This is a genomic window from Arthrobacter sp. Y3223166 (assembly GCF_059090935.1).
The window spans coordinates 52,026-66,002 of record NZ_JBNHGE010000006.1 but is presented as its reverse complement, the minus strand read 5'-3'; the positions used below and the strand labels follow the sequence as shown (position 1 = coordinate 66,002).

The window sequence follows — 13,977 nt, the reverse complement described above, 5'->3', positions numbered from 1 at the left end:
CAACATCGCCAACCAGTCCCAGCGGCTTGCCGCCCCCGCCGGCGCCGCTGCCCGGATCGACCGGAACAAGCCGCTGAACTTCACGCTCGACGGCGACACCTACACCGGCTACGCCGGGGACACGCTGGCCTCCGCACTGCTCGCCGCCGGGAAGGTCACGGTGGGCGACTCGCTCTATCTCGGCCGCCCGCGCGGCATCATGTCGGCCGGCGTGGAAGAGCCCAACGCCCTGGTCAAGGTCAGTGCCCGCTACACCGGGCACGTTGACGAGTCCATGCTGCCGGCGACGGCTTTGGAGCTGACGGACGGCATGGACGCCAGGCTGCTGAGCGGCCTGGGCCAGCTGGATCCCCGCACGGACGAGGCCGTCTACGACCGCAAGTACGTGCATACCGACGTGCTGGTGGTCGGTGCCGGCCCGGCCGGCCTGGCCGCGGCACGCGAGGCAGCCAAGAGCGGTGCGCGCGTGATCCTGATGGACGAGCAGCCGGAGGCCGGCGGCTCCCTGCTGTCGGGCCGCGGCGAGACCATCGACGGCCTGCCCGCGCAGGAGTGGGTGGACCGGACCGCCGCCGAGTTGTCCGCCGCCGAAGAGCTCACCTACCTGGCCCGCACCACGGCATTCGGCAGCTACGACAGCAACTTCATCGTCGCCGTCCAGCGCCGCACCGACCATTTGGCCGGCGAGCTGGGAGCCGGTGTCTCCCGCGAGCGCATCTGGCACGTCCGCGCCAAGCAGGTGGTGCTCGCCACCGGTGCGCACGAACGTCCCATCGTCTTCGCGAACAACGACCGCCCCGGCATCATGCTGGCCTCCGCCGTCCGCAGCTACCTCAACCGGTACGCGGTGGCCGCCGGCAACGAAGTGGTCGTCGCCACCAACAACGACTCGGCGTACCAGCTGGTCGCCGACCTGTCCGCGGCCGGCATCACCGTAGCCGCCGTGGTGGAGGCTCGCACCGAGATCGGCGGCGACGCGGCCGAGACGGTCCGCGCGGCCGGCACCCGCCTGATCACGGGCAGTGCCGTGGTGGACACCGAAGGCCGGAACGACGGCGGACGGATCAGCGCCGTCGTCGTCAGCGGTCTGGATGACGAGGGGCAGCTGACCGGGGAACCGGAGACCATCGAGACGGACCTGCTGGCCGTCTCCGGCGGCTGGAGCCCGGTGGTGCACCTGCACAGTCAGCGCGAACGCCGCCTGTCCTGGAACGACGAGCTGGCGGCCTTCGTGCCCGGCCACGCGGTCAAGGACCAGCAGACCGCCGGCGCCTGCAACGGAACCCTGGATCTGGCCGGCAGCCTGCGGGAAGGCGCCGCCGCCGGCGCTGAAGCGGCCACCCGTGCCGGCTTCGGCGTGGACCCGCAGGTCCCCGCGGCCGCCGCCGAAACCGTCTCCCCGATCCGGCCGCTGTGGCTGGTTCCCGCCCTCGACGGCGAGGCCGCCGGCTGGAAGAACCACTTCGTGGACTTCCAACGCGACCAGACGGTCGCCGACGTGCTGCGTTCGACCGGGGCCGGAATGCGCAGCGTGGAGCATGTGAAGCGGTACACATCGATCAGCACCGCCAACGACCAGGGCAAGACCTCCGGCGTCAACGCCATCGGCGTCATCGCCGCGGCGCTAAACAACCCGGACGTCGGCAGCATCGGCACCACCGCCTACCGCGCCCCCTACACGCCGGTGGCATTCGCCGCACTGGCGGGCCGGCAGCGCGGGGAGCTCTTCGACCCGGCGCGGCTAACCTCGATCCACCCCTGGCACGTCGCCCACGGCGCGCTGTTCGAGGACGTCGGGCAGTGGAAGCGGCCCTGGTACTTCCCGCAGCCGGGCGAGGACATGGACGCCGCGGTGCTGCGCGAATGCGCTGCCGTCCGCGAATCCGTCGGCTTCATGGACGCGACCACCCTGGGCAAGATCGAGATCCGCGGCAAGGACGCCGGCGAATTCCTGAACCGGATGTACACCAACGCGTTCAAGAAACTGAAGCCCGGCCTCGGCCGCTACGGGCTGATGTGCACCCCGGACGGGATGATCTTCGACGACGGCGTGACGCTGCGCCTGGACGAGGACCGCTACTTCATGACGACCACCACCGGCGGTGCCGCCAAGGTGCTGGACTGGCTGGAGGAGTGGTTGCAGACCGAATGGCCGGAGCTGGACGTCGTGTGCAACTCGGTCACCGAGCAGTACACCACCGTCGCCGTCGTGGGCCCGAAGTCACGCGCGGTCATCGCCAAGCTGGCGCCCGAGCTGGACCTGGACAACGACGCCTTCCCCTTCATGGCGTTCCGGGAGACCACGCTGGCCTCCGGCATCCCGGCCCGCATCTGCCGGATCTCGTTCTCCGGCGAGCTGGCGTTCGAGATCAACGTGTCCTCCTGGTACGGCCTGAAGGTCTGGCAAGACGTGGCCGAGGCCGGCGCGGAGTTCAACATCACCCCGTACGGCACCGAGACCATGCACGTGCTGCGCGCCGAGAAGGGCTTCATCATCGTCGGCCAGGACACGGACGGCACGGTCACCCCGCAGGACGCCGGGATGGACTGGGTGGTCTCCAAGGCCAAGGACTTCGTGGGCAAGCGCTCCTACACCCGCGCCGACAACCTGCGCGAGGACCGCAAGCAGCTGGTCGGGGTCCTGCCGGTGGACAAGTCGTTCCGCCTGCCGGAGGGCGCACAGCTGGTCAACCAGGGCACGCGGATCGCGCCGGCCGAGGCGCCGGTGCCGATGGAGGGGCACGTGACCTCCAGTTACCACAGCGCCGCGCTGGGCCGCAGTTTCGGCTTGGCCCTGATCAAAAACGGCCGCAACCGCATCGGCGAGACGCTGCAGGCACCCCTCAACGGGCAGCTGGTGGACGTCGTCATCGCAGAACCCGTACTCTACGACCCCGAAGGGAGCCGTCGTGATGGCTGAACAGGTCTTGACCAACATCGAAGCACTGCGCCGCAGCCCGCTGGCGCACCTGACCGAGGCAATCAGCCAGGGCGCCGTGGCCGGCGAACGCGGCGTCAGCCTGCGTGAAATCCCGTTCCTGAACATGGTCGCCCTGCGGGCGGAGCCCGGATCGGCCGGCGCCAAGGCGCTGGAGGCCGCCGCCGGTCTGCCGTTGCCGGCCGGCCACGGCCAGGTTTCCGGTAGCGCGGACTCGACCGCCATCCTGTGGCTGGGGCCGGACGAGTTCCTGCTGGTCGGCCCCGAAGGCACGGACGCCACGGCTGACCTGACCGCCGCGCTCGGCGGGGAGCCGGGCGCCGTCGTCGACCTGTCCGCGAACCGCACCACGCTGGAACTTTCCGGACCCTCGGCCAGGCTGGTGCTGGAGAAGGGCTGCCACGCGGACCTGCACCCGCGGGCGTTCGGTCCGGGCACGGCGATCACCACCCAGCTGGGCCCGGTGCCGGTGCTGCTGTGGCAGACCGCGGAGCGGGACGGCGGCCAGGTCTACCGGATCATGCCGCGGGCCTCGTTCGCGGACTACACCGCGCGCTGGCTGCTGGACGCCATGACGGAGTTTGCCTCGCCCGAGGTGGACTGAGATGGCACTGAGCGCGCTGGACCTGTTTTCGATCGGCATCGGGCCGTCGTCGTCTCACACGGTGGGCCCCATGCGGGCCGCCCGGCAGTTTGCCGCGTCACTGGCCGCGGACGGGCTGCTGGAGTCGGTGGCCCGGGTGAAGTCGGAGCTGTTCGGCTCGCTCGGTGCCACCGGGGCCGGCCACGGGTCGGACAAGGCCGTGATCCTGGGCCTGCAGGGCGAGGACCCGGAAACCGTTGATCCGGATGCCGCGGACGCGCAGGTGCAGGAGGCGGCGGCCGCGCGGAAGCTGAGCCTCGCCGGCACGCACCCGGTGGAGTTCGACCCTGCTTCCGACGTGGTGCTGCACCGCCGCCGCTCGCTGCCGGCGCACCCGAACGGGATGACCTTCACGGCGTACGACGCCGGCGGCTCACCGCTGCGTGCGTCCTCCTATTACTCGGTGGGCGGCGGGTTCGTCGTCACCGCCGAGGAGGCCGAACGTGCGGCGGAAGAGGCTGCGCGCGACGCCGGGGCGGGGGAGCGCGACGGCGGCGCCACCGCGCGCGACGCCGGTGCGGCGAGCTCTGCCGGGGAGGGGGAACGGCTCCCGTACCCGTTCTCCAGTGCCGCGGAACTGCTCGCCCGTTGCCGCGAGGCCGGAACGTCGATAGCCGGCGTGATGCTGGCCAACGAACTCACCTGGCGCAGCGAAGCCGAACTGCGGGCGGACCTCCTGCGCATCTGGGCGGTGATGCAGGAGTGTGTGGAAAACGGCTGTACCCGCACCGAGGAGACCCTGCCCGGGTCGCTGCTGGTCCGCCGGCGTGCCCCGGGGCTGCGGCGCAGGCTGCGTGCCGCCGAGGAGGCACGGGCAGCGGACGGCACGCCCAACGCCGACCCGCTGTGGGCGATGGAATGGGTCAACCTGTACGCGCTGGCGGTCAACGAGGAAAACGCCTCCGGCGGGCGGATCGTCACAGCCCCCACCAACGGGGCGGCCGGGATCCTGCCCGCCGTGCTGCACTACTACACCAGGTTCGTGCCCGGCGCGGACGACGACGCGGTGGTGGATTTTCTGCTCACAGCGGCAGCCATAGGCATCCTGTTCAAGACCAACGCCTCGATTTCCGGGGCCGAGGTCGGCTGCCAGGGCGAAGTCGGGTCAGCTTGCTCGATGGCGGCCGGTGCACTGTGCGCGGTGCTCGGCGGGACACCGGAGCAGGTGGAAAACGCCGCCGAGGTCGGAATCGAGCACAATTTGGGCCTGACCTGTGATCCGGTGGGCGGCCTGGTGCAGATTCCCTGCATCGAACGCAACGCCATCGCCAGCGTCAAGGCGATCAACGCCGCCCGGCTGGCACTGGCCGGCGACGGCGACCACCGCGTGTCCCTGGACATGGCCATCAAGACCATGCGGGAGACCGGGGCGGACATGATGTCCAAGTACAAGGAGACGTCGCGCGGCGGCCTGGCCGTCAACGTCGTCGAATGCTGAACAGCCAGCGCTGAACAGCCAGCGCTGAACCGCCAGCCGCACGGCAGTCCCGACGAGACCGCCGCACGAAAAGCCAGACCGAAACGGGGTAGCAACCATGCCGATCCACCACGAGCACATCCTGACCCTCGACTGCCCGGAGCGGTTGGGTATCGTCCACGCGGTCTCCGGTTTCCTGGTCGAGCACCGCCAGAGCATCCAGGAGCTCAAGCAGTTCGACGACCGGCGGGCCGGGCATTTCTTCATGCGCACCGACTTCGCCGGGGAGAACGGCGGAACCAACTCCACGGAGCGGCTGCGCGAGGCGTTTGCCCCGTTGGCCGAGCAGTACGGCATGGCGTGGCAGCTGGAACCCAAGGGCCGCAGGCGGCGGGTGCTGGTGATGGTGTCGAAGTTCGGGCACTGCCTGAACGACCTGCTCTTCCGCTCCCGGATGGGGGAGCTGCCGGTGGAGATTGTCGCCGTCGTGTCCAACCATCTGGACCACAAGGGGCTGGTGGAATGGCATGAGGTCCCGTATTACCACGTGCCGGTCACGCCGGACACGAAACCGGCCGCCGAGGCCGAGCTGCTGCAACTGATCGATGCCCACAACGTGGAGCTGGTAGTGCTGGCCCGCTATATGCAGGTCCTCAGCGACCACCTGAGCCGCGAGCTGACCGGGCGCACCATCAACATCCATCACTCCTTCCTGCCCAGCTTCAAGGGGGCCAAGCCCTATCACCAGGCCTACGAAAAGGGAGTGAAAACCGTGGGGGCCACCGCGCACTACGTCAACGCCGAACTCGACGAAGGCCCGATCATCGCCCAGCAGACGGTGGAAGTCGACCACACCTTCGGGCCGGAGGACCTGGTCGCCGCCGGCCGCGACACCGAGTGCAAGGCCCTGACCAACGCGGTCAAGTGGCACTGCGAGGGCCGGGTCATCCTGCACGGCAACCGCACCGTGGTGCTGCGGTAGGAGCGCGCGGTTGGTTGCTTTCTTACCGCTGAGCTGCCACGGATGCCACCGATCCTCTCCTTCGTTTGCCGGTGTGACGTTGCTCCAATTCTTGCAGGAATGAATGTTTGCACTTGTGCAAGAGCGGGAGCGCTGGCACACTGGTTCGGTGAGTCAACTAAATTCCCTGCGTGAGCGCAAGCGGGCCGAGTGCTGGGCCGCCCTGCATGACGCCGCGGCGGAAGCGGCTCTGGAAGACGGAATCGAGGCCGTCACCGTGGATGCGGTGGCGGTCTCCGCCGGAGTTTCCCCGCGCACCTTCTTCAACTACTTCACGTGCAAAGAAGACGCGGTGCTGGGCCTGCGCGAGCCGGTGCTTGACGATGCCATGCTGGCCGAATTCGACGTCCACGCCAATCTGCTGGACGAAGTCGGCAAGTTGATGCTGGCGGTCACCCGCTCTATCCACGGCGGAGACGATGCCACCCGCCACCTGATCCTGCGCAAGCACCCGCACCTGCTGCACCGCCGAGTCCAGTACATCGTCAAGGTGGAGCAATTGGTCACCACCGCAGTCTCCGAACTGCTCGCCGGCTCCGACCGGCTTGCGGACGCTGAACGAATCCTGGCCGCCCATCCCGTCGGCGGGCAGTACACCGCCGAAGACGCCGCCCGCATGCTGGTCATGACGGCAGGCGCAGCAATCCGCTTTGCCATGCAAAAAACCATGTCCCAACCCACCCTGGAATCGCAGACCGAGGCCCTGGAACACAGCCTGGCCTTGCTGCGCGCAGTTCTGAAGGAATCCGAATGAACAACGAAAGCCGACAGGCGCTACAGCGCCCACCGGCATCCGCGACGTCCCGGCCGGAGCACCATGGCCACAGCCATGGCAACCTGCTGCTGGTATTCGTTGCGCTGATGATGGCCATGTTGCTGGCCGCCCTGAACCAGACCATCCTGGCCACCGCACTGCCCACCATCGTGGGCGAGCTCAACGGCGCCAACCTGATGCTCTGGGTGATCACCGCCTACATCCTGGCCGCCACGGTCATGATGCCCATCTACGGCAAGCTGGGCGACCAGATCGGCCGCAAATACCTGCTGGTCGCGGCGATCATTATGTTCCTGATCGGCTCGGTCATCGGCGCCCTGGCGCCGGACATGGGCTGGCTCATTGCTTCCCGTGTGGTGCAGGGGCTGGGCGGCGGCGGACTGATGATCCTGTCGCAGGCCATCATTGCCGATGTGGTTCCCGCCCGCGAACGCGGCAAGTACATGGGCGCCATGGGCGGAGTCTTTGCGTTCTCCTCCGTGGTCGGACCGCTGCTGGGCGGCTGGTTCACCGAGGGACCGGGCTGGCGCTGGGCCTTCTGGTTCAACCTTCCCGTGGGCGTCTTGGCCTTGATTGGCGCGCTGTTCTTCCTGAAGTCCCGTCCCGTCAAGGTGCGGCCGAAGCTCGACCTCTGGGGCATGCTGCTGATGGCGGCCGCGACCACCGGCCTGGTCCTGGTGAGCAGCTGGGGCGGCAGCACCTTCGCCTGGTCCGACCCGGTGCTCATCGCCCTCATTGCAGGCACCGTGCTGGCCGCCGTCGGGTTCGTGCTGGTGGAGCGCAAGACCGCCGAACCCATCATTCCCATGTCCATGTTCCGTGACCGCAACTTCATTATGACCACCATCGCGGGCCTGCTGATCTCCGTGGCCATGTTCGGGGCCCTCGGCTACATGCCCACCTACTTCCAGATGGCTGCCGGCGTGTCGGCGACGGCGGCCGGGATGCTGATGATTCCCATGATGGCCGCGCTGCTCGCGTCGTCCATGACCTCCGGAATCCTGGTCTCAAGGACCGGCCGTTACAAGTGGATGCCGGTGGCCGGTTCGGCGGTGATGGCTGTGGCCCTGCTGCTGATGTACTTCGTGCGCGCGGACACGCCCGTCTGGGTGCTCTGCGTTTATCTGGGCCTGCTGGGCCTTGGCCTGGGCCTGAACATGCAGATCCTGGTGCTGATCGTGCAGAACTCCTTCCCGCTGCGGCAGGTGGGCACGGCGACGGCGGCCAACAACTTCTTCCGCCAGATCGGCGCCACGCTCGGCTCGGCCGTCGTGGGAAGCCTGTTCGCCCACCGCCTGGTCAACCTCCTCAATGACCGCCTGCCGGCAGCCGCCGTCGCGGCCACCGGAGGCGGGAACTCGCTGACGCCGGACATGGTCGCCGGCCTGCCCGCACCGGTACACGACGTTATTGTCGAGTCCTACAACGAAGCCCTGATGCCGCTGTTCCTGTTCATGGTGCCGATGGCCATTGCCGCCACCGTGCTGTGCATGTTCGTGGTGGAAAAGCCGTTGGCCACCTCGCTGGAGCCGGACGTCCTGGCCGAGGCGGCCTCGGAGGGGAATCTCGCGATCACCTCCGCGACCGAGGGCAACCCGCCGGCGAACACGGACCTGCGCCAAACCGAAGCCAGCAACAGGTAGCGCCCGGACCACCGCGGGCAGCTTCGAGTCGACGGTTATGCTGGCTGCATGGGAGCGTCAGCGGCACTGCACAAGGAACCGCGCGTCGTCGAGATTGAGTCGCTCGAGCACTTCGACCGGCTCGTCGCCCAGGCTCCTCGAGCCGGGGCAGCGGGCGACGGCGGACGCCGGCCCGCCAGCCATGCGAGGCCATCCGGCGAACCACAGCCAGGCGGGGGACCGGCCGGCCTGAGGCCAGACCGCGGGCCGCGACCCGACCGGCATTCGGCGACGGACGGGGGACCGCCGTCGATGAACGGCTGGCACTTCCAATCGGTGGATCTCAGCGGCCGCACGGAGGCCCTGCTCAGCATGGACCCGGCCGGCTCGGTGTTCCTTGGGTGCACGTTCGAGGCCGCCACCGAGGACTGGCTTCACCGCAACGGCGCGCTGATCTTCCCCACGCTGCCCGGCGTCCCGTTCGACCCGTACCGCGGCCAGGTTTACACCGCCGCCGAGCTCTACAGCGGGCTGGACACCGGACCCTACGAAGGGACGCTGGACGCGCAGGTCTACGCCTGGTCGTCGCGGTCCGCCACCCGCCATGACCTGGACTCCACGCTCGCGGCGAGCCTGCACGACCATGCCATCGGCGATGCCATGGAGGCGCTGTTCTCCACCGTGTTCGCCGGCCGGAGGATGGTGGGGGTGATGGGCGGGCACGCTGCCGAGCGGGGCAGCACCATTTACGACGGCGCCGCCCGGCTGGGCAGGCTGCTCGCCAGGGAGGGGTATGCCGTGGCGACCGGCGGCGGCCCGGGCGCGATGGAGGCCGCCAACCTGGGAGCGCGACTCTCCGCGTCCGGCGATGACGAGTTTGCCGACGCGCTGGACCGGCTGGCCGGGGTCCCCGGCTTCCGGCCGTCCGTCACCGACTGGGCCCGCGCGGCGGCCGACGTGCTCGCCAAAGCCGGACCCGGCGTCGCGAATCTGGGCATCCCCACCTGCACTACGGGCACGAGCCGCCGAACCTGTTTGCCACCCACATCGCCAAGTACTTCGGCAACGCCCTGCGAGAGGCCGTGCTGCTGCAGCGCTGCGACGGCGGAATCGTGTTCCTGCCCGGCGCCGGCGGCACGGTGCAGGAAATTTTCCAGGACGCCTGCGAAAACTACTACGCCACCCCGGAAGCGCTCGCGCCGATGGTGCTGGTCGGGCGCAAGTACTGGACCGAGGAAATGCCTGCCTGGCCGTTGCTGCAGGCGCTGGCGCGCGGGCGGTCCATGGAGGGATCCGTGCACCTCGTGGACACCGTGGAGCAGGCCCTCGAGGTTCTATAGCTCGGGCACGCACTCGCCCTGGCCCAGCAACGCCAGGCCGGTGAGGTCGCCGTCGGCAAAGGTGAGGATGTCGTGCGAGGCCTGCGCGTACATCAGCTGGCTGGGATCCTCAACGTGGTCCAGGCCGATCAGGTGGCCCAGCTCGTGCATGATGATCGCCCGGGCGGCGCCTTTGCCATCGGGGGCACCCAGCAGTTGGCGGAACTGCGGGGTGTCCAGTTCGATCTGACCCGATACGTAAGCGGAAACCCCGCCCCGCGATGCCCAGCCGCTGCCGCCCAAGCCGATGGTCGGACCGGCCAAGGAGGGGCTCTGCTCCGGGTCCGACCAGGCGATCAGCACCGGCGCCCAGCGCTCGCCGTAGCGTTCTGGCTGGTAGGACCGGCGCCGCTCGGCGGGCCGTTCGGTCGTGGTTCCTTCGTAAATGAACTGCAGGCCGGTGGCATCCGAGACGTGGTCCACCGCCTCATGGACCAGCTCGATGTTGCCCGCGGGGGAGTCGGCAGTGCGGACCACATACCGGATCGGGCGGCACGGGTCGTAGGCGAGGTAGTCCTGCTTGGACGGCGAGGGCAGGAATCGGTAGGAACTGCTCTCCTCATTGAGGGGTGCGGGCACTCCCAGCGGTTCGTCCGCGGCGTCGACTCCCGACGGCGGAAAGCCGCCATGGCCCGGACCCTTGAGAGTGGAGCCGGCATCGAACGGTACCCCATTCAGGGCGGCGGCCCCGCCGGGTTGCACAGCCGGGGCGGGCCCCGGTTGGGCCATCCAGATGACGGCCCACGCCGCCAGCGACGCAGCGGCGGCCAGCAGGATGAATTTGCCGAACGGTGACGGGTCCCGGTGGTCCGGTTCTCTCCGGGCGGCCGGGGCCTGCGGGACCCGTGTCAGTGTGGGCATCTGCACGGGAGCGCGCGCCGGCCGCGCCGTCGGGTTGATCCAGACCTGCCCCTGGTCGGGCTGCGGCTTCCGGGGCTCGGCGGCGTCGGTGGCGACCCGCCGGGGTTCCTGCCCCGTCCCGGCTTCCGGCACAGGCCGGGCCCCGCCCGGCGCATGGCCCGGGCCCTCGGTCGGCGGCCAATTCATGGTCCCCCTCGGCATGGCGGACGGCGGTGCATCGTTGCACCGCTTGCCTCAGGGTAACCAAGCCGTGAGACAAACGGTAGGGGTCTGTCCGGTAACCCGCGGGTGAACAGGACGGGCGGCCAGCGGGGTCAGAGCGCTGTGGTGCCGAACAAGGAACCCAGCAGGTAGGTGGCCAGCGCCGCACCGAAGCCGATCGCCAGCTGCCGCAGGGCCCGCTTGAGCGGCGAGGCCCCGGACAGCAGCCCCACGATTCCGCCGGTGACAAGCAGTGCCACGCCGACCAGCACGAGCGCGACTACCACGGCCGCGGTACCCTGCATGCCGAAGATGTAGGGCAGGATCGGAATCAGCGCCCCGCTCGAGAAGAACAGGAAACTGGACAGGGCGGCATTCCAGCCGGTGCCGATCTCCTGATAATCGTTAATGTACGTTTCCGGCGGCTGCAGGGAGAGGCTCGGATCGCAGTCGCAGTCCAGGTAGCCCATCCGTTCGGCGGCACGGTGTTCGGCTGCTTCTTGGGTCATGCCCCGCGCACGGTACACGAGCACGAGTTCATTCGCGTTCAGGTCCAGGTCCGGCGCTGCCTGCAGGGTGATCTGGGTGGGGCGGGTGGCGGAGAGCAACTCGCGCTGGGAGCGCACGGACACGTACTCACCGGCGCCCATGGACAGTGCGCCGGCGAGGAGGCCGGCGAAGCCGCTGAACAGGATGAATCCACTGGAGACCCCGGTGGCACCGATGCCCATGATCAGGGCAAGGTTCGAGACCAGTCCGTCGTTCGCGCCGAAGACCGCCGCACGGAAGTTGCCGGAGAGCCGGGCTCGGCCGCGGGTGGCCAGGCCGCGGATGACCTCTTCGTGAATCAGTTCGTCGGCGGCCATGGCCTCGGTGGCCGCAGGCTCACTGCCGTAGGGGGAGCGGCTCTCGGCCCGTTGCGCCAGGGCCAGCACGAACACCGAGCCGAAGCTGCGGGCCAGGAACCGCAGCACGGTCCGGCGCAACGAGGGCCGCAGCCTTTGTCCGGCATGCTTGCCCAGCAGATCGCGCCAGTGTTTTTCGTGCCGGCCCTCGGCGTCGGCCAGGGCCAGCAGGATCTCGCGTTCCTCGCCCTCGCGGCGCCTTGCCAGATCGCGGTAGATGGCGGCTTCGGCGCGTTCGTCGGCAAGATAGCGGCGCCACAGCCGGATGTCGGATTTCGACGGCGATGCCTTGCCGTCGGTGTGGGCGTCCATAGGGTCGGGGCCGGCTGGATCGGGGCTCGTTGTCACGCTGCTCCTGAGTCGGACCGGAGACGGTTCGACGATCTCCGGTCAGTTAACCATCAACTGACCGAAGGTCTCGCTCGCCCGGGCGCAGCGGAACAGGCGGTACCTGCCCTGCGCTCAGGTGGACTGCCGGGCCGCTAACGCTGGCCAGTGTGTCGACAGGCCTCCACGCCCAGTGCGCGTTAACCGCGCGGCGGTGGAGCTACTCCCCTTCGCAACCTCCATTGTAGCCGGTCGGGGCGGTCCCTTGAGGACCGCCCTGCCGTCACCGTCTCCTAGCCGGACCCAGGCACCAGCGTCAGCAGACGTTCGGGCAAGGCGCCAGCCTCAGCTGCCGTTCGGGGCAGAGCCCACGCCAGCAGACGTATGTGGCAGCGCACCGCGTCAGCGCGTGGCGACCTCGTCGGGGCCCTCGACCGGGACTTCCTCCGTTGCCTGCCCCGCCACCCGGCGGTCCCACGCCTGGCGCACGGCGGCATCGGTGGGCTTCGTGAGCAGCGACACTCCCACGTAGACCAGCGCGGAGGCGATCAGGCCGTAGTAGATCGGCTCGTTGGCGTAAACGCCGGCATATTGTTCCTCGGCGTTAATCTCCAGCACGATCATGGTGGTCAGCGTGACGATGGTGCCGGCCGCCATGGACCACGCGGCGCCCAGGCCGGTGCCGCGCTTCCAGATCAGGCCGCCCAGGATCGCGACCAGCAGGCCGCCCACCAGGATGTCGTACGCAATGGTCAGCGCGGCGACCACGTCCTGCACCACGATGGCCAGCAGGATGGAGACAGCACCCAGGCCGAAGACCCACCACCGGTTGCCGGCCACATCGTGTTCGGTGTTCTCGTGGTCGTAATGGACGTGCTTGCCGAACCAGGAGGCCACGAACGGCACCACGTCGGCGCGGGCCACCGTCGCCGCGGCGATCAGGCAGCCGGACGCCGTCGACATCATCGCGGCCACGGCCGCGGCCAGCACAATGCCGCCGATGCCGATGGGCAGCAGGTTCATGGCCACGTCCGCGTAGACGTCGTCCTCGACTTCGATGGCCGGCAGTGCCACGGAGGCCGCCATGCCGATCAGGGCGCCGGCGGCTCCGTAGAGGATGCAGTAGATGCCGGCCGTCGCGCCGCCCCAGCGGGCGACCCCCGGGTTGCGGGCGGTGAAGACGCGCTGCCAGATGTCCTGACCGATGAGCAGGCCCAGCGTGTAGACCACGAAGTAGGTGATGATGGTCTGGACGCCGATGCCGGTCAGCGAGAAGAACTCCGCATCGACGCGCGAGCGGATGCCGTCCAGGCCGCCGGCGGCCGACCAGGTGAACGGCAGCATCAGCAGGAAGACGCCGACAGTCTTGATGATGAACTGTGCCATGTCGGCCAGCGTGATGGACCACATGCCGCCGACCGTGGAGTAAATCAGCACAATGGCGCCGCCGACGGCGATGGACAGCCAGCGCTCCCAGCCGAAGAGCACCACCATGATGGTGGCGTACGCCCCGGTGGACGTGGCGCAGAGCATGAGCGTGTACGCCAGCATAACGATGCCCGACACCTTGGTGGCATGCACGCCGTACCGCAGTGTGAGCATCTGTGCCACGGTGTAGATCTTCAACTTCTGCAGGGTCGGGGCGAAGAGCAGGCTCAGCAACAGCACGCCCGAGCCGATCGCGACGACCAGCCACATCCCGGAGATGCCCCACTTGTAGCCCAGGCCCACCCCGCCGACGGTGGAGGCTCCGCCCAGAACGACGGCGGCCATCGTGCCGGTGTAGAGGACGGGGCCGAGACGGCGGCCGGCCACCAGATAGTCGCTGGTGTTCTTGGTGCGGCTTTTGCCCCACCATCCGAAGAGCAGCATGGCGGCCAGATAGGCC

At 68.9% G+C, this 13,977-nt stretch carries 10 protein-coding genes and 1 pseudogene; 8 read left to right on the top strand and 3 right to left on the bottom strand.

Annotated elements, in window-relative coordinates:
• The first annotated feature begins 4 nt into the window (after window positions 1-4).
• From AC5RUH_RS05155 to AC5RUH_RS05120, 8 genes and pseudogenes are all read left to right on the top strand, one after another.
• Window positions 5-2,920 (top strand): sarcosine oxidase subunit alpha family protein, encoded by a 2,916-nt coding sequence (locus tag AC5RUH_RS05155; protein WP_494128100.1) that lies wholly within the window; start codon window positions 5-7, stop codon window positions 2,918-2,920.
• Window positions 2,913-3,542 carry a sarcosine oxidase subunit gamma gene (locus tag AC5RUH_RS05150; protein WP_494026273.1) on the top strand — a complete coding sequence of 210 codons (630 nt, stop codon included), beginning with the start codon at window positions 2,913-2,915 and terminating at the stop codon, window positions 3,540-3,542. Before AC5RUH_RS05155 ends, AC5RUH_RS05150 begins: the two co-directional genes overlap by 8 nt.
• A 1-nt stretch (window position 3,543) precedes the next feature.
• Window positions 3,544-5,019 (top strand): L-serine ammonia-lyase, encoded by a 1,476-nt coding sequence (locus tag AC5RUH_RS05145; protein ID WP_494128075.1) that lies wholly within the window; start codon window positions 3,544-3,546, stop codon window positions 5,017-5,019.
• Between the two features lie 97 nt (window positions 5,020-5,116).
• Window positions 5,117-5,980 (top strand): formyltetrahydrofolate deformylase, encoded by an 864-nt coding sequence (gene purU, locus AC5RUH_RS05140; RefSeq protein ID WP_494001734.1) that lies wholly within the window; start codon window positions 5,117-5,119, stop codon window positions 5,978-5,980.
• A gap of 103 nt (window positions 5,981-6,083) precedes the next feature.
• The gene (locus AC5RUH_RS05135; RefSeq protein ID WP_494128074.1) at window positions 6,084-6,773 is read left to right on the top strand and encodes a TetR/AcrR family transcriptional regulator; all 690 of its coding nucleotides are present in this window, start codon (window positions 6,084-6,086) and stop codon (window positions 6,771-6,773) included.
• Window positions 6,770-8,437, top strand: coding sequence for an MDR family MFS transporter (locus AC5RUH_RS05130; protein WP_494001732.1), 1,668 nt, complete (start codon window positions 6,770-6,772; stop codon window positions 8,435-8,437). The genes AC5RUH_RS05135 and AC5RUH_RS05130 overlap by 4 nt, the downstream gene beginning before the upstream one ends.
• A 48-nt stretch (window positions 8,438-8,485) precedes the next feature.
• Window positions 8,486-9,208, top strand: a pseudogene (locus tag AC5RUH_RS05125) (hypothetical protein); the annotation flags it as partial.
• 290 nt (window positions 9,209-9,498) lie between these two features.
• Window positions 9,499-9,756 carry a hypothetical protein gene (locus AC5RUH_RS05120; RefSeq protein ID WP_494128101.1) on the top strand — a complete coding sequence of 86 codons (258 nt, stop codon included), beginning with the start codon at window positions 9,499-9,501 and terminating at the stop codon, window positions 9,754-9,756.
• Here AC5RUH_RS05120 and AC5RUH_RS05115 read toward each other — a convergent pair.
• The 3 genes from AC5RUH_RS05115 to AC5RUH_RS05105 all read right to left on the bottom strand — a co-directional run bounded on the left by AC5RUH_RS05115 (window position 9,751) and on the right by AC5RUH_RS05105 (window position 13,961).
• Complete coding sequence (locus AC5RUH_RS05115) at window positions 9,751-10,842, bottom strand: matrixin family metalloprotease (protein ID WP_494128073.1); 1,092 nt, start codon at window positions 10,840-10,842, stop codon at window positions 9,751-9,753. The two genes, AC5RUH_RS05120 and AC5RUH_RS05115, sit on opposite strands and share 6 nt — an antisense overlap.
• 128 nt (window positions 10,843-10,970) lie before the next feature.
• Window positions 10,971-12,074, bottom strand: a complete 1,104-nt coding sequence (locus tag AC5RUH_RS05110; protein WP_494128099.1) for a VIT1/CCC1 transporter family protein — start codon at window positions 12,072-12,074, stop codon at window positions 10,971-10,973.
• A gap of 417 nt (window positions 12,075-12,491) precedes the next feature.
• The gene (locus tag AC5RUH_RS05105; protein ID WP_494128098.1) at window positions 12,492-13,961 is read right to left on the bottom strand and encodes a sodium:solute symporter family protein; all 1,470 of its coding nucleotides are present in this window, start codon (window positions 13,959-13,961) and stop codon (window positions 12,492-12,494) included.
• Between the last annotated feature and the right edge of the window lie 16 nt (window positions 13,962-13,977).